The organism is Stenotrophomonas tumulicola (assembly GCF_014117215.1).
GTDB classification, from domain to species: domain Bacteria; phylum Pseudomonadota; class Gammaproteobacteria; order Xanthomonadales; family Xanthomonadaceae; genus Stenotrophomonas; species Stenotrophomonas tumulicola.
In genome coordinates, this window is record NZ_JACGXS010000010.1 from 122,639 (window position 1) to 144,154 (window position 21,516).

18 protein-coding genes and 1 riboswitch are annotated in these 21,516 nt (G+C 65.7%); of the genes, 5 read left to right on the plus strand and 13 right to left on the minus strand.

All coding sequences use genetic code 11. The annotated features are described in order from the left end of the window. The first annotated feature begins 103 nt into the window (after positions 1 to 103). Together H4O11_RS16110 and H4O11_RS16115 are read left to right on the plus strand one after the other, a co-directional pair. Positions 104 to 814: an AraC family transcriptional regulator gene (locus H4O11_RS16110; RefSeq protein WP_182340672.1), complete on the plus strand. Its 711-nt coding sequence runs from the start codon at positions 104 to 106 to the stop codon at positions 812 to 814. 81 nt (positions 815 to 895) lie between these two features. After that, positions 896 to 2,284, plus strand: coding sequence for an amino acid permease (locus tag H4O11_RS16115; protein ID WP_182340675.1), 1,389 nt, complete (start codon positions 896 to 898; stop codon positions 2,282 to 2,284). A gap of 297 nt (positions 2,285 to 2,581) precedes the next feature. On the opposite strand, the gene H4O11_RS16120 is transcribed toward H4O11_RS16115, so the two are convergent. From H4O11_RS16120 to gcvP, 3 genes are all read right to left on the minus strand, one after another. Further along, positions 2,582 to 2,815, minus strand: coding sequence for a hypothetical protein (locus H4O11_RS16120; RefSeq protein ID WP_182340678.1), 234 nt, complete (start codon positions 2,813 to 2,815; stop codon positions 2,582 to 2,584). Between the two features lie 140 nt (positions 2,816 to 2,955). Next, the gene (locus H4O11_RS16125; RefSeq protein ID WP_182340681.1) at positions 2,956 to 3,189 is read right to left on the minus strand and encodes a hypothetical protein; all 234 of its coding nucleotides are present in this window, start codon (positions 3,187 to 3,189) and stop codon (positions 2,956 to 2,958) included. A gap of 413 nt (positions 3,190 to 3,602) precedes the next feature. Beyond that, a complete protein-coding gene (gcvP, locus tag H4O11_RS16130) occupies positions 3,603 to 6,470 on the minus strand; it encodes an aminomethyl-transferring glycine dehydrogenase (RefSeq protein WP_182340684.1) in 2,868 nt (955 codons plus the stop codon). 60 nt (positions 6,471 to 6,530) lie between these two features. Further along, positions 6,531 to 6,633: riboswitch (glycine riboswitch) on the minus strand. Positions 6,634 to 6,940: 307 nt separating this feature from the next. Between gcvP and H4O11_RS16135 the strand changes: the two genes are divergently transcribed. Together H4O11_RS16135 and H4O11_RS16140 are read left to right on the plus strand one after the other, a co-directional pair. Beyond that, positions 6,941 to 8,146 carry a multidrug effflux MFS transporter gene (locus H4O11_RS16135; RefSeq protein WP_182340687.1) on the plus strand — a complete coding sequence of 402 codons (1,206 nt, stop codon included), beginning with the start codon at positions 6,941 to 6,943 and terminating at the stop codon, positions 8,144 to 8,146. 58 nt (positions 8,147 to 8,204) lie between these two features. Further along, positions 8,205 to 8,597 carry a hypothetical protein gene (locus H4O11_RS16140; protein ID WP_182340690.1) on the plus strand — a complete coding sequence of 131 codons (393 nt, stop codon included), beginning with the start codon at positions 8,205 to 8,207 and terminating at the stop codon, positions 8,595 to 8,597. A 95-nt stretch (positions 8,598 to 8,692) separates the two neighbouring features. Here H4O11_RS16140 and H4O11_RS16145 read toward each other — a convergent pair whose 3' ends face one another. From H4O11_RS16145 to H4O11_RS16160, 4 genes are all read right to left on the minus strand, one after another. After that, positions 8,693 to 10,651 carry a M2 family metallopeptidase gene (locus H4O11_RS16145; RefSeq protein ID WP_182340692.1) on the minus strand — a complete coding sequence of 653 codons (1,959 nt, stop codon included), beginning with the start codon at positions 10,649 to 10,651 and terminating at the stop codon, positions 8,693 to 8,695. Between the two features lie 106 nt (positions 10,652 to 10,757). Next, positions 10,758 to 12,008 carry a DUF819 family protein gene (locus H4O11_RS16150; protein ID WP_182340695.1) on the minus strand — a complete coding sequence of 417 codons (1,251 nt, stop codon included), beginning with the start codon at positions 12,006 to 12,008 and terminating at the stop codon, positions 10,758 to 10,760. A 241-nt stretch (positions 12,009 to 12,249) separates the two neighbouring features. Then, on the minus strand, positions 12,250 to 12,474 hold the full coding sequence (locus H4O11_RS16155; RefSeq protein WP_182340698.1) for a YbdD/YjiX family protein: 225 nt from the start codon (positions 12,472 to 12,474) through the stop codon (positions 12,250 to 12,252). Then, positions 12,474 to 14,555 (minus strand): carbon starvation CstA family protein, encoded by a 2,082-nt coding sequence (locus H4O11_RS16160; RefSeq protein WP_182340701.1) that lies wholly within the window; start codon positions 14,553 to 14,555, stop codon positions 12,474 to 12,476. Before H4O11_RS16160 ends, H4O11_RS16155 begins: the two co-directional genes overlap by 1 nt. A gap of 218 nt (positions 14,556 to 14,773) precedes the next feature. On the opposite strand from H4O11_RS16160, the gene H4O11_RS16165 reads away from it, so the two are divergent. Further along, entirely contained in the window at positions 14,774 to 15,625 is an 852-nt protein-coding gene (locus H4O11_RS16165) for a pirin family protein (RefSeq protein ID WP_182340704.1), read from the plus strand. 55 nt (positions 15,626 to 15,680) lie between these two features. On the opposite strand, the gene H4O11_RS16170 is transcribed toward H4O11_RS16165, so the two are convergent. From H4O11_RS16170 to H4O11_RS16195, 6 genes are all read right to left on the minus strand, one after another. After that, positions 15,681 to 16,142: a hypothetical protein gene (locus H4O11_RS16170; RefSeq protein WP_182340707.1), complete on the minus strand. Its 462-nt coding sequence runs from the start codon at positions 16,140 to 16,142 to the stop codon at positions 15,681 to 15,683. Positions 16,143 to 16,373: 231 nt separating this feature from the next. Beyond that, a complete protein-coding gene (gene aqpZ / locus H4O11_RS16175) occupies positions 16,374 to 17,096 on the minus strand; it encodes an aquaporin Z (protein WP_281367603.1) in 723 nt (240 codons plus the stop codon). Between the two features lie 97 nt (positions 17,097 to 17,193). Continuing rightward, positions 17,194 to 18,057, minus strand: a complete 864-nt coding sequence (locus H4O11_RS16180) for a pirin family protein (protein WP_182340710.1) — start codon at positions 18,055 to 18,057, stop codon at positions 17,194 to 17,196. 101 nt (positions 18,058 to 18,158) lie between these two features. Further along, entirely contained in the window at positions 18,159 to 19,412 is a 1,254-nt protein-coding gene (locus H4O11_RS16185) for an alkaline phosphatase family protein (protein ID WP_182340713.1), read from the minus strand. A gap of 46 nt (positions 19,413 to 19,458) precedes the next feature. Beyond that, on the minus strand, positions 19,459 to 19,956 hold the full coding sequence (locus H4O11_RS16190) for a methylated-DNA--[protein]-cysteine S-methyltransferase (RefSeq protein ID WP_182340716.1): 498 nt from the start codon (positions 19,954 to 19,956) through the stop codon (positions 19,459 to 19,461). Next, complete coding sequence (locus tag H4O11_RS16195; RefSeq protein WP_182340719.1) at positions 19,953 to 21,428, minus strand: DNA-3-methyladenine glycosylase 2 family protein; 1,476 nt, start codon at positions 21,426 to 21,428, stop codon at positions 19,953 to 19,955. Before H4O11_RS16195 ends, H4O11_RS16190 begins: the two co-directional genes overlap by 4 nt. Positions 21,429 to 21,516: the final 88 nt, after the last annotated feature.

Genomic DNA, 21,516 nt, shown 5'->3' on the forward strand with positions numbered 1-21,516 from the left:
ACGGTCTCCTGGTGGAAGGGGCATTGCACCGGTAGACAGTGGCGCGTCGGGTGTTAACCCCAGGTCCCGCGCAGGTGAAACCCGGGTCAGTTATGCTATGCGCATGCGTGTTGAACCCGCCGACATCGAATCCCTGTTCGACGCCATTCCGGACGTGCTGTTCTTCATGAAGGACTGCGAGGGGCGCTATACCCACATCAACCAGACCATGCTGCGGCGGTTGGGGCTGAAGTCGCGCAAGGAAATCATCGGCCGTACCGCCGCGGAGATCTATCCGACCGGGTTGAGCGCCGACTATGCCGACCAGGATGCGCGGGTGCTGGATGGGTTGGTGATAGAGAACCTGATGGAGCTGCACCTGTTCGCCAACCGCGAACCGGGCTGGTGCCTCACCTGCAAACGGCCGCTGCGGGTGGATGGGCGCATCGAAGGGCTGATCGGCATCTCCCGTGATCTTGGCCAGAAGCACAGCCTGGGAGCGCAGTACGAGCACCTGCGGCTGGCCCTGGCCCATCTCAATGCGCACTACGCGGAGAACGTGCGCATGCAGACGCTGCTGGACATCACCGGGTTCTCGCTGTCCAAGCTGGAGCGCAGCTTCCGCAAGGTGTTCCAGATGACCCCGCAGCAGGTGCTGACCCGCCTGCGGATCCAGATGGCCATGCATCTGCTGCATGGCAACGACAGCATCGCCAGCATCGGCCAGGCGTGCGGCTTCACCGACCAGAGCGCGTTCACCCGCAAATTCAAGGCCGAAACCGGTGTCTCGCCACGCGCCTACCGCGTCCGCATCGGCGAATTGGCCGGCAACTGAGCTGCCAGGCCATCCGGCCTATGCCCGCTGGCGCCGGACAAGGTAATGTGGCGGTCTTGTTGCCGCACATAGCGTCCCTTCATGCCCGCCAACCCGCCTTCCAACGCCGCCGCCTCGACCACACGCCTGGAGCATGCGCTCAAGCCCCGACAGCTGATCATGATGGGGCTGGGCAGCGCCATCGGCGCCGGGCTTTTCCTGGGTTCCGGGGTGGGGGTGCAGTTGGCCGGACCGGCGGTATTGCTGTCGTATCTGGTCGCTGGCGCATTGGTGATCATCGTGATGAACGCGCTCGGCGAGATGGCGGCAGCCAAGCCGACCAGCGGCGCGTTCTCGGTCTATGCGGGTGACGCATTAGGCCCCACGGCAGGGGCTACGGTGGGGTGGTTGTGGTGGGTGCAACTGGTGATCGTGATCGCCGCTGAAGCGGTGGGGGCAGCCGGCCTGCTGGCTACGGTATGGCCGGGGCTGTCGGTCCCGATGGCGGCGCTGGCGTTCATGCTCTTCTTTACTGCGATCAACCTGCTGGGGGTAAAGAATTTCGGTGAGTTCGAGTTCTGGTTCGCCATCCTCAAGGTGGTCGCCATCCTCGGTTTCATCGCGATCGGCGTGGCGCTGCTGATGGGCTGGCTGCCGCATGCGGTTTCACCGGGACTGTCCAACTTCACCGCCCATGGTGGGTTTGCCCCTACCGGGCTGGCTGGGATCGGGGCGGCATTGCTGGTGGTGGTGTTCGCCTTTGGCGGTACCGAGATCGTGGCCGTGGCCGCAGCAGAGACGGAGGATCCCGAGCGCAGCATCGCGCGTGCGATCAGGACGGTGGCATGGCGCATCCTGGTGTTCTACATCGGCTCGCTCAGCGTGATCATCGCCGTGGTGCCGTGGACCAGCGCCGCACTGAAATCGCCCTTCGCAGCGGTACTGGAAGCGGCCAACATTCCAGGTGCGGCCGCTGCGATCACCCTGATAGCGGTCATCGCACTGCTGTCGGCGCTCAATGCCAACCTCTATGGTGCGTCGCGCATGATGTTCTCGCTCGCGCAGCGTCGCGAGGCCCCCGCGCTGCTGGGCTGGGCCGACCGCCGCCACGTGCCGGTGTTCGCGGTGCTGGCCAGCGTGCTGTTTGGTTTTGTCGCAACGGTGCTGGAACTGCTGTTCCCGGACAAGGTGCTGCCGGTCCTGCTCAATATCGTCGGTTCCACATGCCTGCTGGTGTGGACGTTGTCGCTGCTGTCGCAACTGGTGCTGCGGCGCCGTGCGGATGCCGCCGGGGTGGCGCTGCCGTTCCGCATGGCGGCATTCCCGTGGCTGACGATCATCGCGCTGGTGATCCTGGCGATGATCTTCGCGCTGCTGCTTTCCGAAGCAGATACCCGCCTGCAGTTCCTGTCCATGGTCGGGTTGACCCTGGTCATCGCGTCGGGCAGTGCCGTCGCTCGACGAATGCGTGCCGCCCCGGCATTGAAGTAGGCAAATGTGTTCCCGACGGGATGCCCGGCTCGGGCATCCCGTCGACGGGCTCAGGGTTTGTCCACGCACTGTCTGTATGCGATACCACAGGTAATCCAGTTACCTGTGGTAGCCACGCATTTGACGAACTCCACGGCACAGGCAACGGGATTCCCGCTGGGCAACGTCTGCGCGTGGGCAGTGGGAACGGCAAGAGCGAGGGCAAGCGCAAGGGCCCCGGCGGTGGATCGGAACTTCAACATGATCGATTCCATGGAAAGGTGAGCGAAAGCAATCAACCTGCGGACTGGAAAGGCATCAGTCACTGCGGCCGGGCAGCATGGCGACACTGGACCCGGACGCCAGGCATTTGGCGAATGCTGCACTGCAGGTAATCAGGTCGCCTCCGTTGAGGTAGTAGCACTGGAAAAACTGTTTGAAGCAGTCGACGGCGCCCTCCGGATGGGCTGTCGACGCGGCATGGGCCTGCCCAGGTACGAGTGCTGCCAGACCAAGCACTGCAGAGCAGATGAAGGACATTGGAATGTTCATCGAATATCTCCAAAAGCGGCCGAATGCCCCCTTCCCCGTTGATGGCAGGATTTCACCAGGAGCTGCCGCTGTCGTATGTCATGAAACGGTGCGTCCGTGTCCGCGTCCGCACCGTTCCGTCCGCACCGTCCCGTGCGATTTCAGTCTTCGCGGCGGTCTGCTGCGCCGGCAGCGGCACCCCCGCTGGCCAGGCACTGTGCGAACGCGATGCCACAGGTGACCGCGCTGCCTCCACCGGTCAAGCATTGGACGAACTGCAGTGCGCAATCCGCTACGCCGCGATCCTGGCCTGGTGCGTTCTGTGCATTGGCAGCCGGGATGGCGAAGGCGAAGGCGAGCGCAGCCGAGGTGACGAGGGTTTTCAGGTGATTCATGATGATTCTCCAAGAAACGTGGTTTCGCCGCGCGGAATGGGCGGCGTCGTCGACCCCGGTCGCGATCCGGGATCCGTCCTGACTGGCCAGCGTCAGGGCGTGGAGGCATCGTGCGCCGATGCAGAAAGAGCAAACGCGGCGCAATGTGACGCATGCCGCAGGATGGGCACTGTTTTGGAATTGTGCGATGGGTGTCTGGATTGCATTGCGCGCGTAGGCCACGTTGAATGCGACGGGAGACAATCGCCAAAGGTGATGTGAAGCTGATCCCCGCGCCATGTCTTTCATTTGGCGCAAAAGACAATGCCGAACACGACAGTGGTTCGTCGTGCAGGGATGGCGGCCCCATGGAAAAGAGACGGCCCGCTTGCGCGGGCCGTCTGTGGAACGGGTCGTGGCCGGACTGCCTGGCTTCAGGCGTCGACTTCGTCGTCCTTGTAGGCATCGATCGGGATGCAGGCGCACATCACGTTCTTGTCGCCATATACATTGTCCACGCGCGCCACCGGCGGCCAGTACTTGGATTGCTTCAGGCTGGCCAGCGGGAAGGCGGCCAGCTCGCGCGGATAGGCGTGGGTCCACTCGCTGGCGGTCACCGCAGTGGCGGTGTGCGGTGCGTTCTTCAGCGGGTTGTCCTCACGTTCCAGGCGGCCGTCTTCGATCGCGGCGATTTCCTCGCGGATCTGGATCATCGCGTCGATGAAGCGATCCAGTTCATGCAGGGATTCGCTTTCAGTCGGCTCCACCATCAGCGTGCCGGCAACCGGGAAGCTCAGGGTGGGGGCATGGAAACCGAAATCGATCAGGCGCTTGGCCACGTCTTCGGCGCCGATGCCGCTGGTCTTCTCCAGCGGGCGCACGTCCAGGATGCACTCATGTGCCACCAGGCCATTGCGACCGGTGTACAGGGTCTTGAAGTGCGGCGCCAGGCGCGTGGCGATGTAGTTGGCATTGAGCAGCGCGACCTGGGTCGCCTTGCGCAGGCCTTCGGTGCCCATCATCGCGATGTACATCCAGCTGATCGGCAGGATCGAGGCGCTGCCGAAGCTGGCGGCGCTGACCATGCCGACCGGACCGTTGCCACCCAGCGTGCCCGGCAGGAACGGGGCAAGGTGCGACTTGACCGCACACGGGCCAACGCCCGGGCCGCCGCCGCCGTGCGGGATGCAGAAGGTCTTGTGCAGGTTCAGGTGCGAAACGTCCGAACCCCACTTGCCCGGCTTGGCCACGCCGACCAGGGCGTTCATGTTGGCGCCGTCGGTATACACCTGGCCGCCGTGCTGGTGGATGATCTCGCAGATCTCCACCACCTCTTCCTCGAACACGCCGTGCGTGGACGGGTAGGTCATCATGATCGCGGCCAGGCGGTCGCTGTACTTCTCGGCGTTGAGGCGGATGTCCTCGACGTCAACGTTGCCGTTGGCATCGGTCTTGGTGACCACGACTTTCATGCCGCACATCTGCGCCGAGGCGGGGTTGGTGCCGTGCGCCGAATCCGGGATCAGGCAGATGTCACGATGATCTTCGCCGCGCGAGCGGTGGTAGGCGCGGATCGCCAGCAGGCCGGCGTACTCGCCCTGCGCACCGGAATTCGGCTGCAGGCTGACGGCGTCGTAGCCGGTGCACTCGACCAGCATCGCTTCCAGCGAATCGATCAGTTCCTTGTAGCCCAGCGCCTGCTCGGCCGGCACCAGCGGGTGGATCTGCGAGAACTCCGGCCAGGTCACCGGGATCATCTCGGCGGTGGCGTTGAGCTTCATGGTGCACGAGCCCAGCGGGATCATCGTGCGGTCCATCGCCAGGTCCTTGTCGGCCAGCGAACGCAGGTAGCGCAGCAGTTCGTGCTCGCTGTGGTGGGTGTTGAACACCGGGTGGGTCAGGAATGCGGACTGCCGCAGCAGGCCGGACGGCAGCGCGTCGGCGGTGCTGGCATCCAGCGCTTCCACGTCGAGGCTGGCACCGAACACTGCGGCCACGGCGACGATGTCATCGCGGGTGGTGGTCTCGTCCAGGCTGATGCCTACCGAGCTGCTGTCGATCGCGCGCAGGTTGTAGCCGGCCGCACGTGCCTTGGCGTGGATCGCATCGGCGTCGACCGCTGTGACGTGCAGGGTATCGAAGAAGTCATTGCCCACCTGCACGCCAGCGGTGCGCAGCGCAGCCGCCAGGATCGAGGCCAGGCGGTGGGTGCGGCGGGCGATGCGGGTCAGGCCTTCCGGACCGTGGTACACGGCGTACATCGATGCCATCACCGCCAGCAGCACCTGCGCGGTACAGATGTTGGAGGTGGCCTTCTCGCGGCGGATGTGCTGCTCGCGGGTCTGCAGGGTCAGGCGGTAGGCCGGGTTGCCCTGCGCGTCGATCGAGACGCCGATCAGGCGGCCCGGCATCGAACGCTTGTAAGCGTCACGGCAGGCCATGAAGGCCGCGTGCGGGCCGCCGAAGCCGAACGGCACGCCGAAACGCTGGCTGTTGCCGACCACGATATCCGCGCCCCATTCGCCCGGGGCGGCCAGCAGGGTCAGCGCCAGCAGGTCGGTGGCCACGGCCACCAGGCCGCCGCGCGCGTGCACGGCATCGACCAGCGCCTTGTAGTCGCCGACCTGGCCGAAGGTGTCCGGGTACTGCAGCAGCAGGCCGAAGGCTTCCGCTTCCAGCGCTTCGGCCGGGGTACCCACGCGCAGCACGATGCCCATGGGCTCGGCGCGGGTGCGCAGCAGTTCCAGGGTCTGCGGGTGCACGGCGTCGTGCACGAAGAAGGTGGCCGACTTCGATTTGGCCGAACGCTTGGCCAGGGTCATCGCTTCAGCGGCAGCGGTGGCTTCGTCCAGCAGCGAGGCGTTGGCGATTTCCATGCCGGTCAGGTCGGCGCACAGGGTCTGGAAGTTGATCAGCGCTTCCATGCGACCCTGCGAGATTTCCGCCTGGTACGGGGTGTAGGCGGTGTACCAGGCCGGGTTTTCCAGGATGTTGCGCAGGATGACATTCGGCGTGTGGGTACCGTAGTAGCCTTGGCCGATGAAGCTGCGCAGCACGGTGTTCTTGTCGGCGATCGCGCGGATCTTGGCCAGCGCCTGCACCTCGGTGATCGATTCGGGCAGCGCCAGCGGCGCCGGCGACTTGATCCGGACCGGCACGATGGCATCGGTCAGTGCATCCAGCGAGGCATGGCCGACGACATCGAGCATCTGTGCGACCTCGGCATCGTTGGGGCCGATGTGGCGCTCGACGAACGCTTGGTGGTGCTCGAGCTCGCGCAGCGAAGGGGTATTCTGGGACATGGCGAAGGATCCGTCGGGAAAGGGCACGCGCGTAGGCAGGCCGCCAACAGGCAGCTTGCGGGGCGCCCCTCTGTCCTTTTGCCTGAGAGTTTGGAAGCGCGCATCTGCGCGGCTTCGTGCCCCTTCGGCGCCGGATCGAACCGGTCTCTCCAGAGTTTTGATGCGGGTGGTATCGGGCCTGAGCGATTACGGGCGTTGCGCCTTCGGCAGCGGTGTCCTGCTTCTCCCACCGTGTTGCCCGTCGATTATAGCGGTTGCGCTGGAAGGACGGGGGACCCGGCACCCGGACAGATCGGCTGAATGCGCGACGACTCCCCGGACGGTCCGGGGCGGGATCGCGTGGCAATGGGAAGGCCGACCCCCTATCATGGCGCCATTCTCGTATTCATGCGGCGCCGCCTTCCTGTCCTTTCCGGGGCCGGGGCCGGCGCCCGCCGCGCATTGAGTGCGCGGCCATTCCGGATGCTTCCATGACTGCCGCTTCGCCCTCGACCCGCCGCCTGGCCCTGCTGCTAGCAGGCCTTGCCATGTTCGGCCCGTTCTCCATCGACACCATCTTCCCGGCGTTTCCGCAGTTGGCGCAGCGGCTGGGCGTGGATGAAGTAGCGGTGCAGCAGACCGTCAGCGTGTACCTGTTGTTCTACGGCCTGATGAGCCTGGCCCATGGGCCGTTGTCCGATGCCTGGGGCCGCAAGCGGGTGATCCTGGGGGGGCTGGTGGTGTTCGTAGCGGCCTCGGTCGGCTGCGCGCTGTCCACCGACCTGCCCACGCTGCTGGCATTCCGTGCGCTGCAGGGCCTTTCCGCGGGCGTGGGCATGATCGTCGGGCGTGCCGTGATCCGTGACGTGTACCAGGGGCATGATGCACAGCGCTTGATGAGCCAGGTATCGATGATCTTCGGTATCGCGCCGGCGATCGCGCCGATCATCGGGGGCTGGATCCTGCTCAGTGGCGCAGGCTGGCCGCTGATCTTCTGGTTCCTGGTGGTGTTCTCGCTGCTGTTGCTGGCGGCCACGGCCCGCTTCCTGCCTGAAACCCACCCGGTGCAGGCACGCACGCCGTTGTCCCCGCGCGGGTTGGTACGCGATTACCTGCGCATTGGCTCCAATCCGCGTTTCATGCGCCTGGCGCTGGCCGGCAGCATCAACTTCGGCGGCATTTTCCTGTATATCGCCTCCGCGCCGGCATTCGTGATGCAGCACCTGCGGCTGGGCGAGGGTGGTTTCGCATGGTTGTTCATACCCACCATCGGCGGCATGACCGCCGGCTCGTACCTGTCCGGGCGCATGGCAGGGCGCACCACGCCGACCCGTCAGGTGGCCACTGGTTTCGTCTGCTGCGCGCTCTCGGCGGTCCTGAACATCGGTTACGTCGCGCTGGCGCCGCAACTGGCGTTGCCATGGGCCGTGCTGCCGATCTTCCTAGGCGGACTGGGCATGGCGTTGATCTTCCCGATCCTGGCGCTGGCGGTGCTGGACATGTATCCCCACCAGCGCGGCCTGGCTTCGTCGCTGCAGGCCTTCCTGCAGTTGATGGCCAGCACCCTGGTGGCAGGCGTGGTTTCACCGCTGCTCAGCCACTCACCCTTGCAGTTGGCATTGGGGCAGGCGGGCTTCTTCGCGGTTGGTTTCGTGTTCTGGTACTGGGAGCACCGGCGCGAGCGCGCGCTGCCGTGAAGCAGCGGGCGGGGTGGTGTAGGGTATCCTTGCGCCCCCCGTATGCTGCAAGCTGCCGATGTCGACCACCTCCAAACTGCGCCGCGACATCCGCCGGCGCCGCGAAACCCAAGCCGCCAACCGTGAGCAGGCCACCGCCTCGCCGGTGGAACCGCATGCGGAGCTGCGCGACCAGCAGCGCACGCTGCTGGCCGGCATCGTGCGCCGTGATGGCGAGTGGGTGCTGGGCATGGATGGACGCATTGCCGGGCAGACCGAGAGCGCCGCGCACGTGCTGGCGCTGATCATGCAGGCCGGCGAGCTGCATGAACGCCAGGGCACGCCGGTACGCCTGGTCTATTCGGATGCGCTGCGCGATGCGGCACAGGCCGAAGCGACGGCACAGGGGCAGACCTTCGAGGAATTCAAGGCCGCGCTGGCCGCGAGGCTGGCAGCAGGCAAGGACAACTGACGATCGGCGGTAGTGACGGGCCATGCCCGTCACAGCGGAGCATGGCTCGCCACGGCGGGGCATGGCCCCGCTCTACCGGATCCACCGGTCTGGCATTACGGTGCCGCGCTGGCCTGCCAGCCGCACGCCTGGCCCTGGTTCTGTTCCTTCAGCCATGCATTGACCGGGCTGAAATACTCGATCATCGGGCCGGCGTCGAGCTTTTCACCACCGGTCAGTTCCTTCAACGTGGCCTGCCAGGGCTGGCTGGCACCCTTGCTCAGCATCGCCCAGAACTTCTGCCCGGCTTCCTTGTTGCCGTAGAAGCTGCACTCATGCAGCGGGCCCTTGTAGCCCGATGCATCACACAGTCCCTTGTAGAACTGGAATTGCAGGATGCGCGCCAGGAAGTAGCGGGTGTAGGGCGTGTTGCCCGGCACGTGGTACTTGGCGCCCGGGTCGAAGAACTCCTCGCCACGCGTGCTGGCCGGCGCCACGCCCTGGTAGCGGGCCTTCAGGTCCCACCATGCCTTGTTGTAGTTGTCCGGGGTGATCGAACCATCGAACACACCCCAGCGCCAACGGTCGATCATCAGCCCGAACGGCAGGAACGCCACGCCCGACAGGGCCATGCGCATCTGGTTGTTGATCACCGCCTCGCGGCTTTCCTCTGGCTTGTCGACCAGGCCGATCGAATTGAGGTATTTCGGCGTCATCGCCAGCACGATGGTATCGCCGATGGCTTCGTGGAAACCATCGTTGGCGCCGCCCTGGAACAGGGGCGGCAGGGGGTTGTAGGCCAGGTCGTAATAGATGTGGCCCAGCTCGTGGTAGATGGTGGTGAAGTTCTCTTCGTTCGGCTTGATGCACATCTTGGTGCGCACATCGCCTTCCATGTTCATGTCCCAGGCGCTGGCGTGGCAGACCACGTCGCGGTCCTGCGGTTTGATGAACTGGGTCTTCTCCCAATACGATTTCGGCAGTTCCGGCATGCCCAGCGACACGTAGAAGTCCTGTGCACGCTCGGTCATCTGCTTTGCAGTGCGCAGCTCGGCCTCACGCTGCGCCTTGTACAGGCCCTCCACGTTGGCATTGCCGCCGGCCTTGGCCAGTGCACTGCTCAGGTTGCCCTGGTACTGCTTTTCCAATGCGGCGGTGATGTCCAGGCTGCCGGCACCGGGGTAGGGCTGCAGCTGGTCCCAAAGGTTGGACCAGTCCTGCTGCCACATGTTGCCGGTCAGGTGCGCGGCGATCAGGCCGTTGCCCACCTCGGCCTTGTCCTTGCCATAGGTCGCATCGAGCTTGCCGCGCGCGTAGCAGTGCAACTGTTCGTACATCGGCTTGACCTGTTCCCACAGGCGGTCGGTTTCCGGACCGATCTGCTCCGGTGGCATGTCGTAGCCGCTGCGCCACATCTGGCCGGCGTCGGCGAAGCCCAGGCCCTTGGCGCCTTCGTTGACCAGGCTGACGAACTGCTGGTAATCGCCCCGCATGTCCTTGGTGGTGCCATGCCAGCCCTGCCATGCATCCAACTGCTGGTCGTAGTCGCGGCTGCTGGACAGCACCTGCTCCAGGTCACCCAACTGGCGGCAGGAGTTCGGATCGTTGGCGTCGGTGCAGTACTTGCCCGCGCCGTAGCTGCCTTCCATGCGCGTGGCGATCTGGGTCAGCTGGGCCAGCTTGGCCGGGTCGCGTGGTGCGGGCATCGAGGACATCAGCTTCAGCAGCTGGATGGCACGCTTGCTGTCATCGGACATCGGCTGGCCGTCGAACTTGCCAGCCTGTTCTATCCAACTGTTGAGCTGGGTCAGCGAGCGTTCGTTGGCCTTGGCCGCCACGCGTTCGGAATCGCTGTTGATGTAGGTGGAGGACAGCCACTGCGCCGACGTCATCTCCGGATAGGCCGCCTTGTACTCGGCATTGATGCGGGCGACGAACTGGTCCGCGGTTTCACCGGCCGGGGCGCTGGTCGTGGCGCCGCTTTCTGCGCCTGGCGAGGGTTCCTTCTGGCAGGCGGCGAGGGCCAGCGTGGCTGCGGCGATCGCCGAGGCCAGCAGGAGATGACGATGTTTCACGGGCAGTCCTTGGGTGGTGATCGATCGCCGAAGGCTAGTGGGCGGCGGTCTCTACCGCAAGTGGAAAAGGTATCCTTCCGGGCATGCCGCGATGCATGCCCGGAGGTCAGGCCCCGGCCATCCATTTCAGGATCAAGCCGGTGACATAGGCCAGGCCGGTACCGGTCGCATAACCCACCGTTCCCAGCAGCACGCCGACCGGGGCCAGCGATGGATGGAATGCCGCGGCCACCACCGGTGCCGATGCTGCTGCACCGATGTTGCCCTGCGAGCCGATGGCGAAGAAGAACAAGGGGGCGCGGACCAGCTTGGCGACGATCCATAGCACCAGTACATGGGTGGCCATCCAGATCACGCCCAGCACGAACAGCCAGGGACGATCCAGCAACGACAGCAGGTCCATCTGCATGCCGATGCAGGCAATCAGGAAATACAGGAAAACGGTGCCGAGGCGCGATGCACCCGCCGATTCCAGGCGCCGGACCCGGGTAAAGCTGAGGCCAAGCCCCAGTGCGGTGGACAGCAGCACCACCCAGACGAACTGGCTGTCCAGGCTGAACTGGCTGGCCCAACCAACGTTGGCCTTGAACCACCCGGCCAACGGTGCGGCGATGGCATGTGCCAGGCCTACCCCACCCAGTGCCACGCCGACGATCACCATCAGGTCGGTCAGGCTGGGAATGCGCGCGTTCTGTGCCTCGTAGGCACTGATCCGCGCCTTCATTTCGTCGATGGCGCGGGTGTCGGCACCATTGCGTGCATCGATCTGCGGGGCGCGGTTGGCAAGAAACAGCAGGATGGCCATCCACAAGCTGGCACAAGCTACATCGACCACGGCGAACTGGCCGAAGGTGGTGGCGTCGGTGCCGAAGATCTCGCGCATGGCCACCATGTTGGCGCCGCCGCCGATCCAGCTACCAGCCAATGCGGCCATGCCCGCCCAGGTATCGCCGGCCACGGTTTCCGGATGGATCAGCTTCATCACCTGGAAGGACACGATGGCGCCGAGCATGATGCCGGCGGTGCCAGCGACGAATACCAGCAACAGCTTGGGGCCGAGCTTGGCGATGCCCTTGAGATCGATGGACAGGGTCAGCAGCACCAGCGCGGCCGGCAGCAGCACGTCGCGCGCCACCGGGTTGTACAACGCGGTGTTGTGGCCGTCGATGATGCCGGCGGTGTTGTAGATGGCCGGCACGAAGTAGCACAGCAGCAGCGCTGGAACCCAGGCGAAGATCTTCTTCAGCAGTGGCGTGGGACCGCTGGCGGCCCAGAAGATCAGGGCAAGGGTGGCGGCGATCAGGCCCAGGCCGACAATGTCGCTGGAGATCAGGGCCGAAACGGGTTCGGTCGGCATGGGGTCCTCTGTCGATCGAAAGAAAACAGGCAAAAAAAAACCGCAGGCGGCGGCATGTTTCCGAGCTTAACACTGTCTTCACTGCATCACATGCGGCAGCGTGGCTTGTTGGCGGTACCCGCCTGGCGGCGGTCCCTGTACATGGCGGGTGACGGCGCCGTTGGCCGTCACCCGCGTTCGCCGAGCGTGGCTCGGCGCTACCTCATCTCATCCGCCGCCGGGCACGCCCCGGCACTACCGCTCAGCAGCAGCGTCCTCCGTTCTTTCCGCCGTAACGCGCTTCCTGGCGCTCGCGGAAGAACGTTGGATAGTCCATCGGAGTGCGATCAGGATGGTTCTCCAGCACGTGCCGGACGTAGTTGTCGTAATCCGGGATGCCGCAGCACAGCCGGGCGGTCTGCACCAGCCGCCGCCAGACGCGGCGATGGGCCTGGTGCTGGCCGACGGGTACCAGTTCGGTGCTCATCAGAGATCCGCCATCTGGTGCGGCAGCAGCTTCACGTACTCGGTTTCCTTGTCAGTGCGCTGCGGCGCGCGGCGTGCGGCCGCGATGGTCTTCAGCGCGTAGAACAGGATCGAGAACACCACCAGCAGGAACAACACGGTCAGGGTGGTGTTGACGTAGGCGTTGAGCACGATCTGCTGCATCTGGCCGACGGTCTTGGCCGGCGCGGTGATGGTGCCGCTGGCGATGGCGTCCTGGTACTTGTGTGCCTGGGCCAAGAAACCCTGTGCCGGGTTGCTGTCGAAGATCTTGATCAGGCCGGCCCAGGTGGTGCAGATCAGCAGCCACACGGCCGGCACGGCGGTGACCCAGGCGTAGCGGTCCCGCTTCATCTTGAACAGCACTACCGTGCCGAGCATCAGCGCGATGCCGGCCAGCATCTGGTTGGAGATGCCGAACAGCGGCCACAGCGTCTGGATGCCGCCGAACGGATCGACCACGCCGGAGTACAGCAGGTAGCCCCACAGCGCGACGCAACCCGCCGTGGCCAGGATGTTGGCCGACCACGATTCAGTCTTCTTCAATGCCGGGATGAAGTTGCCCAGCAGGTCCTGCAGCATGAAGCGACCGGCACGGGTGCCGGCATCCACCGCGGTGAGGATGAACAGCGCCTCGAACAGGATCGCGAAGTGGTACCAGAACGCCATCATCGCATCGCCCGCGCTGGGGATCGCTTCGTGCAGGATCATCGCGATACCCACCGCCAGCGTCGGTGCACCACCGGCACGATGCAGGATGGTCGGCTCGCCGATGGCCACCGCGGTTGCTTCCAACTGCTCCGGGGTGATGGTGAAGCCCCAGTTGGTGGTGATGTAGTGCGCCGCCGAGATGGCGTCCGCGCCGATCACCGACGCCGGGCTGTTCATCGCAAAGTAGATGCCGGGTTCGATGATCGAGGCGGCCACCAGGGCCATCACCGCGACGAACGATTCCATCAGCATGCCGCCGTAGCCGATGTAGCGTGCGTGCGCTTCATTGGCCAGCAGCTTCGGCGTGGTACCCGAAGCAATCAGTGCGTGGAAGCCTGACACCGCACCGCAGGCGATGGTGATGAACAGGAACGGGAACATTCCGCCCTTCCACACCGGGCCGTCTCCGCTGGCGGCAAACTGGGTCAGCGCGGGCATCTTCAGCTCCGGCATGACGATCAGGATGCCGACGGCCAGCGCGATGATGGTGCCGATCTTGAGGAAGGTGGACAGGTAGTCACGCGGGGCCAGCAGCAGCCATACCGGCAGCACCGAGGCGATGAAGCCGTAGCCGATCAGCATCCAGGTGATCTGCTTGGCGGTAAAGGTGAAGGCCGGACCCCAGACCGGATCGGCGGCCACGATGCCACCAAACCAGATCGAGCCCAGCAGCAGGATCAGGCCGACCACCGAGATCTCGCCGATCTTGCCGGGGCGGATGTAGCGCATGTAGACGCCCATGAAGATCGCGATGGGCATGGTGGCGATCACCGTGAACATGCCCCACGGGCTTTCCGCCAGCGCCTTCACCACCACCATCGCAAGCACCGCCAGGATGATGATCATGATCAGGAATGCGCCGAACAGCGCGATGGTACCTGGTACCGGCCCCATTTCTTCGCGCACCAGGTCGCCCAGTGAACGGCCGTTGCGGCGGCTGGACAGCACCAGGATCATGAAGTCCTGTACCGCACCGGCCAGTACCACGCCGACCACCAGCCACAGCAGGCCGGGCAGGTAACCCATCTGCGCGGCCAGCACCGGGCCAACCAGTGGGCCTGCGCCGGCGATGGCGGCGAAATGGTGGCCGAACAGCACGTGCTTGTTGGTGGGCACGTAATCCAGCCCATCGTTGTTCAGCACGGCGGGCGTGGCCCGGGTCGGGTCCAGCTGGAGCACCTTGCTGGCCACGAACAGGCCGTAGAAGCGGTACGCAATCAGGTAGATGGAGACTGCGGCAACGACGATCCACAAGGCGTTGATGGGCTCACCGCGGCGCAGTGCGACGGTGCCCAGACAGAATGCGCCGAGCAGGGCGAGAACGGCCCAGCCCAGCTTTGAGAAACCTTTCATGAGGTGACCTCTCCCGGAAGAACGTCGTAAGGGTCCGCTTTGCCCTTGGCAGGGTCAATGCAGACAGGGGGTTTGCAGGCTAGTACTTTGGTCGTAACGCCGTCGCGGTCGCCCGGCCTTCCGGGCTGCCAGCGCTGGAACAATCGGTTGCGGCGGCCAGGCTTGGTCCTTCCCGCGGCAACCACCATCTTGCTGTCAGTCCCTTTTCTGGAGTTGTCATGTCCTCCCAGGCTTCTACCCACGTGTTGCGTACCATCCGTGGCACGCCCACTTCCGATGGGGCCGGCGTGCGCCTGACCCGGGTCATTGGTGGCGCGGCGTTGCCGGAACTCGATCCGTTCCTGCTGCTGGATGAGTTTGGTACCGACAAGGCCGAAGACTACATTGCCGGTTTCCCCAGCCATCCGCACCGTGGTTTCGAGACGGTCACCTACATGCTGGATGGGCGCATGCGGCACAAGGACAACCATGGCAATGAAGGCCTGCTGACCCCGGGAAGCGTGCAATGGATGACGGCCGGCCGCGGCCTGGTGCATTCGGAGATGCCCGAACAGGAAAGCGGACGCATGCGCGGTTTCCAACTGTGGGTGAACCTGCCCGCGAGCGAGAAGATGACGGCGCCGAAATACCAGGAGTTCGCGCCTGACCGCATTCCGCTGGTGCAGCCCACGTCCGGCGTGCAGGTGAAGGTGATCGCCGGTCGCGTGGACGATACGGTCGGTCCGATCGTGCAGCCGGCCACCGATCCGGTCTACCTGGACGTCAGCCTGGACCCGGGCGCTGCCTGGAGTTACACGTTGCCCAGCGGCCACCATGCGTTCGCCTACGTGTTCGAAGGTGATATGCGCCTCGGTGCAGGCGATGATGCGCGTGCGGTGGCCAGCCAGGAAATGGCCGTGCTCGGCGGAGGCGACGCGCTGCAACTGCAGGCTGGCGTGGCTGGCGCGCGGCTGATCCTGGTAGCGGGCCGCCCGCTGCGCGAGCCGGTGGCACGGCACGGTCCGTTCGTCATGAACACCCGCCAGGAACTGATGCAGGCCTTCGTCGACTTCCAGGAAGGCCGCTTCTGAGTCCTGCCCGGCAATGCGTCGGCCGGCAGGTGGCCCTGCCGACGCAGCGGTCATCTCAGCGCCCGGCGGCTACGGCCGCTGGCGTCAGGTTCATGCCACGGACCATCTGCTGCAGGCCGCTGCGTTCTTCGCTGTTGGCCGGGTACAGCGACAACTGTGCGTAACGGTTCTTGTCGATCTTCACCACGCTGATGCGGCGGTCGGCGAAGCCCGGCGGTTCCTGGCCGCCCAGGTCGGGCTGGTACCAGTACATGGTTTCGCCGGCGAAGCTGTCCCTTTCCTGGCGCAGGGCGCGCGGCAGGGGAATGTCCGGATCGTTGCGGGAGAGCATCAGGCTCATCACTTCGCGTCCCTCGCCAGTGCTGGCCCGGCAGACCAGCAGGTCGCCGGATACCCGTTCCTGCCACTGCAGGCTGCTGCCAGCGGGCAGCGATGGGCATTGGGCGGTGTTCTGCGCCATGGCGCTGAAGATGGGCAGTGACAGGCAGAACAGGACGGCGGCAGGCACGAAGTTCATGGTTCCCCCAGGCAACGAGTCGGTGACACCAGCAGCGGACCGGATTGGCCGCCATGACGACCGGGCCCCATCCCCGGGTGCCCGTGCTGGCCTGCCAGGCAGGCTGGCAGGTGATTCGACGACCTTAACGGAACGTGAGCAGGTGCACAATTTTCGCTTTCATGCGTAACTATCCGCGCCGGGCGGCGACGCCCCGGGGCATCGCCGCAACGGCTGCCGGGAAGCGGCATGTCAGGGACGGTCTTCGCCCAGCCACTTGGCGATCAGGCCGCCAATCAGCCCGCCCAGCAGGGGAGCAACCCAGAACAGCCACAGCTGGCCAATCGCCCCGCTGCCGGCGAACACGGCCACGGCGGTTGAACGGGCCGGATTGACCGAGGTATTGGTCACCGGGATGCTGATCAGATGGATCAGGGTCAATGCCAGGCCGATGGCAAGCGGCGCAAAACCGGCCGGCGCGCGGCCATGGGTAGCGCCCATGATGACGACGAGGAAGGCCGCCGTCAGCACCACCTCGCACAGGAAGGCCGCCGCGGCGCTGTACCCGCCTGGTGACAGTGCGCCATAGCCATTGCTGGCGAATGCGCCGGCCTGCCCGGCATCAAGGGCGAAGGAGGGGCTGCCCTTGGCGATCTGCATCAGGATGAATCCGGCCAGCAGGCCTCCCAGCACCTGCGCGATGAGGTAAGGGGCAAGGTCCTTGCCGGCGAACCGGCCGCCCGCCCACAGGCCCACGCTGACGGCGGGATTGAAGTGCGCGCCGGATACATGCCCGAATGCATAGGCGCCGGTGAGCACGGTCAGGCCGAAGGCCAGCGCCACCCCCAGGAATCCGATGCCCAGCGGGTTGCCGTCACCGCCGAAGTTCGCTGCCAGCACCGCGCTGCCACAGCCGCCGAGGACCAACCAGAACGTGCCGAGGAACTCGGCTGCCAATCGTTTGCCCATGCTCATCGCTGAAATCTCCAATGGAAAGAAGCCCAAGCGGGCACCAAAGGGCAGCGATTGCAGGCTCACACGATTGAAACACCCCTGGATATCAGACGGATGATCAGGGGCTTGGCAACGGGATGAATTCCTTGTCGTCGCCAGGAATCGTGCCGAAACGGCCATTTTCCCAGTCGTGTTTCGCCTGTTCGATACGCTCTTTGGAGCTCGATACGAAGTTCCACCACAAGTGACGATGCCCATCCAGAGGCTCGCCGCCCATCAGCATTGCCTTCAACGGCGTCTTCGCCCGAAGCCGACCACGCGCGCCTTCGGCAGGTAATATCAGGTGTTGCGGCGGCACGTCAACGCCATCCAACTGGGCCTGGCCTTCCAGGATGTAGATCGAGCGTTCGCGATGGCCGGTGTCGATATCGATCTCGGCGTCCGCATCGAGGTCAATGGCAACGTTCAGCGTATCGGCAAAAACCTTGACCGGGGACTCCTCGCCGTAGGCGCGGCCGGCGATCACCCGCAGCCAGGCGCCGTTGCGTCGTTGCTGCGGAAGGGTAGCGGCGCTGTGGTGGTGGAACGCCGGTTCCACCTCCTCGTAATTCTTCGGCAGGGCGATCCAGGTCTGCATGCCATGCAACGGATGGCCGTGTTCGCGTTCTGGCGGCGGCGTGCGTTCGGAGTGCGCGATGCCGCGGCCGGCGGTCATCCAGTTGACGTCGCCGGGGCGGATGACCTGGTCCGAGCCGAGCGTGTCGCGGTGACCGATGGCGCCGGACCAGAGGAAAGTGACCGTCGCCAACCCGATATGCGGGTGCGGACGCACGTCGATGCCGGTGCCGGGATCCAGCACGGCGGGCCCCATCTGGTCGACGAACACGAACGGGCCGACGCTGCGTGCCTGCAGGGTCGGCACGGCACGACGGACCTGCAGGCCGCCGATGTCGTGCACGCGCGGGGCGATGATGGTGGTCATGCGGGCGTTCTCGCTGGCTGGGACGGGCATGCAGGATCGCATGGCCGATGTGCACGCGCAGGCGCCACCGGGGCAACAACCTGTTGCAGCAGCCGCTGCACTCAGCGCAGGGTTTCCAGCAGCGTCTGTGGATCGCCGTCGGTAGCCGGCACCGGCACCTGCAGCAAGCGCGCCAGCAGCGGATATACGTCGACGTTGTCGAAGCCTTCGATCAGCTGGCCCTGCTTGAACGAGGGCCCGCGGGCGATGAACACGGCCCGCATGGAGGGCAGGGCGTTGTCGTAGCCATGCGATCCGCGGTCCCGCAATTCGCGCTTGGCGATCGTTTCGCGGCTGAGGGCATCCCAGCCTTCGTCCATCTGGCATACGATCGGCGGGATCCTCGGATTGCTGCCGTAATGCCAGCGTGCCGGAAGGTCACCCTTGTTCCAGCACTGGTAATGCGCGTGCCGGCCCAGCAAGGCCTGCCCGGCAGCGGCTTCGTGGCCGGCCCGCGGTTCGAAGCCGACCGACTGGCCGACGCTGATGCTGCGTGCCAGTGCAGGGTCGACCATGTCTTCGGTGGCAACGGCCTGGCCCGAAGGCACCGGTGCCATGCCGTGGTCGGATACCACGATGACGTTGGTGGTGTCCGCCAGGCCGCGCTGCTGCAGCCCGTCCAGCACCTCGCCGATCACCTGGTCGGCGCGCTCGATCGCCTCTGCATACTGCGGTGAGTCGGGACCGTGGTCATGGCCGGCATGGTCCACGTGTTCCAGGTACAAGGTGGCCAGCCGCGGCGCATCCGCATCGGTCTGCTGGAGCCATCCCAGTACGGTCTGCACGCGGTCTTCGAACGGTACGCTCGCGTCATAGTGGCGCCACTGGCTGGGCTGGATGCCCTGCACCGGCGCTTCGCTGCCTGGCCACGACCAGGTGGCGGTGCGCACGCCGGCCTTCTCGGCAGCTACCCAGATGGGTTCGCCACCCCACCACTCGGACGTGGAGACCGCCTTGCGGTCGCTCAGCTTGAAGCGGCCAAGCCCGGCGTCATCCATGCTGTTGTGGATGATGCCGTGGTGGTCCGGGCGCAGGCCGGTGACCAGCGTGTAATGGTTGGGGAAGGTCAACGCCGGATAGGACGGTGTCATCCAGCGTGCCCGCACGCCGCCATCGACGATGCGCTGCAGGTTCGGGGTGATGCCGCGATCCAGCGCGTCGGCACGCAGGCCATCGATGGAGATCAGCAGCAGCTTCGGCGTGGCGGCCGTGTGTGCAGCGACGGCTGGTCCGGGAGCGACGGCGGCGGGTGGGGTGGAGCAGGCCGCCAGCGGCAACGTGGCGGCCAGCGCCCAGGCAATATGTCGATAGGTCATCGCGCCATTCTAGGGCGCGGCGATGACGTACCCAAGACAACGAAAGTCATGCCGGGTCGAACAGCCCGACCTGGCGCTGTTCCAGGCGCAACAGCGCTGCCTTGGTTTCCAGTCCGCCGCCGAACCCGGTAAGCGAGCCATCGCGTCCGATCACGCGATGGCAGGGCAGCACGATCGGCAGCGGATTACGCCCATTGGCGGCACCCACCGCGCGGGTGGCAGTGGGCTGGCCGAGATGGGTGGCCAGTTCCAGGTAGCTCCATGTCTGCCCAAAGGGAATGCCGGCCAGCGCGTGCCACACCCGCAGCTGGAATGGCGTGCCGCGTGGTGACAGCGGCAGCTCGAAGCTGCTGCGTTCGCCATGCAGGTACTGCAGCAACTGCTCGCGCGCGTCGCGCACCATCTGCGGACCATGCTGCCAATGTTCGCGTCCCTTGGCGTCATGCCGGTTGCGCGGGAACAGGATGTGGCTGATGCCATGTCCGTCGCCGGCTACGGTCAGCTCGCCGATCGGCGTGTCGAAACGGTCGTAATACAGTGTCATGGCGAAGCTCCTGCAAAGGGGACGGAGAGGTGCCACAGGTGCAGCACGGCGTAGGCACGCCACGGGCGCCAGTCCTGCGACCGGGCCTCGGCCTGGCGCTCGGTCAAGCGTTTCTCTGGCGTGCCGAGCATCTGTTGCAGCACCAGGTCGCCAGCCGGGAAGGCATCGGGCTGGCCAAGCGCCCGCAGCGCGATGTAATGCGCCGTCCACGCGCCAATGCCCGGCAGGGCGATGCATTGCTGGATGAACGCCTCCAGCCGTTGGCCGGGCCCGAAGTCGAGCTGGCCCTTTTCGCAGGCGCGCGCGAGGGCACGCAGCGTTTCCGCACGCGTGCGCGGCAGGCCGATTTCCTCCAGCGGTGCGTCAACCAATTGCGCAGGCAGCGGGAACAGACGATCCAGCCCTTCCGGCATGCCGTCCAGCGCTTGCCCATGCGCCTGCACCAGTCGCCGCGCCAGCGTGGTCGCCGCCGCAACGCTGACCTGCTGGCCGAGTACTGCGCGCACGGCGACTTCGAAGCCTTCCCAACCGCCAGGCACGCGCAGCCCGGGACGTTGTTCGATGCCGCGCGCCAGCAACGGCTCCACCGCCAGCGTGGCGTGCACCTGGCGCAGGTCGGCGTCGAGGTCGAACATGTGGCGCACGCGGCGAACCAGGTGGGGCACCTGCCGCGGATCGACACCGTCAAGCTGCAACAACAGCTCACTGCGGCGCGGATCAGCGCGCACGCGCAGCAGCGCTGGGTGCCGTGGCGTGCCGATCGCGCGCTCGTAACGGTCCTGGGTGATGCGCTCGATGCCGGGGATCATGCGCCGCTGCAGGAACTGCAGCATCAGGCCGAAATCCAGCGGAGGACGATAGCCCAGGCGCAGGCGCAGTCCGTCATGGCCGGGTTTCAATGCGCCAGGCACGCGGCGGATCGCGCTGGGCGGCATGCCGCAGCCGGTGACGAAGGCATCATTGAAGCGACGCAGGCTGTTGAAGCCGGAGGCCAGCGCCACGTCGGTCACCGGCAGCCGGGTTTCGGTCAGCAGCTGCTTGGCCTGCAGCAACCGTTGGGTGGTATGCAACTGCAAGGGCGTAGCCCCGAGCGTGGCCACGAACAACCGTTGCAGTTGCCGGGCGCCGACCCCGACGCGCGCGGCCAGCGCGGTCGCGTTGTCCTGCTGCAGGAATCCGTCGTGGATCAGTTCCAGCGCGCGCCTTACCACTTCCTGGCCCTGTGCCTGTTGGGCGGCGGGGGACAGTTCGGGCCGGCAACGCAGGCATGGCCGGTAGCCGGCCGCCGCCGCCGCGGCAGCGGTCGGGTAGTAACTGATGTTCGACGGCTTCGGCGGGGGCGCCGGGCACACCGGGCGGCAGTAGATGCCCGTGCTGCGCACGGCGGTGAAAAACAGCCCGTCGAAGCGGGCGTCGCGTGCCAGACGGGCGCGTTCGCAGGTTGCGGTGTCGAGGGTGGCAGTAGCGTCCATGGGGACAGTCTAGGCCCAGTCCATGGGCGGGGCTCGCCACTTTCGGACATCAATGTGCGGTGCCCGCCGCAGTTCAGGAACGGTTGTC

Coding starts and splice junctions, on each gene's coding strand:
- H4O11_RS16180 (WP_182340710.1), bottom strand. CDS start 18,057: ATGACCACCATCATCGCCCCGCGCGTGCACGACATCGGCGGCCTGCAG.
- H4O11_RS16195 (WP_182340719.1), bottom strand. CDS start 21,428: ATGGACGCTACTGCCACCCTCGACACCGCAACCTGCGAACGCGCCCGT.
- H4O11_RS16160 (WP_182340701.1), bottom strand. CDS start 14,555: ATGAAAGGTTTCTCAAAGCTGGGCTGGGCCGTTCTCGCCCTGCTCGGC.
- H4O11_RS16140 (WP_182340690.1), top strand. CDS start 8,205: ATGTCGACCACCTCCAAACTGCGCCGCGACATCCGCCGGCGCCGCGAA.
- H4O11_RS16110 (WP_182340672.1), top strand. CDS start 104: ATGCGTGTTGAACCCGCCGACATCGAATCCCTGTTCGACGCCATTCCG.
- H4O11_RS16120 (WP_182340678.1), bottom strand. CDS start 2,815: ATGAACATTCCAATGTCCTTCATCTGCTCTGCAGTGCTTGGTCTGGCA.
- H4O11_RS16155 (WP_182340698.1), bottom strand. CDS start 12,474: ATGAGCACCGAACTGGTACCCGTCGGCCAGCACCAGGCCCATCGCCGC.
- H4O11_RS16135 (WP_182340687.1), top strand. CDS start 6,941: ATGACTGCCGCTTCGCCCTCGACCCGCCGCCTGGCCCTGCTGCTAGCA.
- H4O11_RS16125 (WP_182340681.1), bottom strand. CDS start 3,189: ATGAATCACCTGAAAACCCTCGTCACCTCGGCTGCGCTCGCCTTCGCC.
- H4O11_RS16185 (WP_182340713.1), bottom strand. CDS start 19,412: ATGACCTATCGACATATTGCCTGGGCGCTGGCCGCCACGTTGCCGCTG.
- gcvP (WP_182340684.1), bottom strand. CDS start 6,470: ATGTCCCAGAATACCCCTTCGCTGCGCGAGCTCGAGCACCACCAAGCG.
- H4O11_RS16150 (WP_182340695.1), bottom strand. CDS start 12,008: ATGCCGACCGAACCCGTTTCGGCCCTGATCTCCAGCGACATTGTCGGC.
- H4O11_RS16190 (WP_182340716.1), bottom strand. CDS start 19,956: ATGACACTGTATTACGACCGTTTCGACACGCCGATCGGCGAGCTGACC.
- H4O11_RS16115 (WP_182340675.1), top strand. CDS start 896: ATGCCCGCCAACCCGCCTTCCAACGCCGCCGCCTCGACCACACGCCTG.
- aqpZ (WP_281367603.1), bottom strand. CDS start 17,096: ATGAGCATGGGCAAACGATTGGCAGCCGAGTTCCTCGGCACGTTCTGG.
- H4O11_RS16165 (WP_182340704.1), top strand. CDS start 14,774: ATGTCCTCCCAGGCTTCTACCCACGTGTTGCGTACCATCCGTGGCACG.
- H4O11_RS16170 (WP_182340707.1), bottom strand. CDS start 16,142: ATGAACTTCGTGCCTGCCGCCGTCCTGTTCTGCCTGTCACTGCCCATC.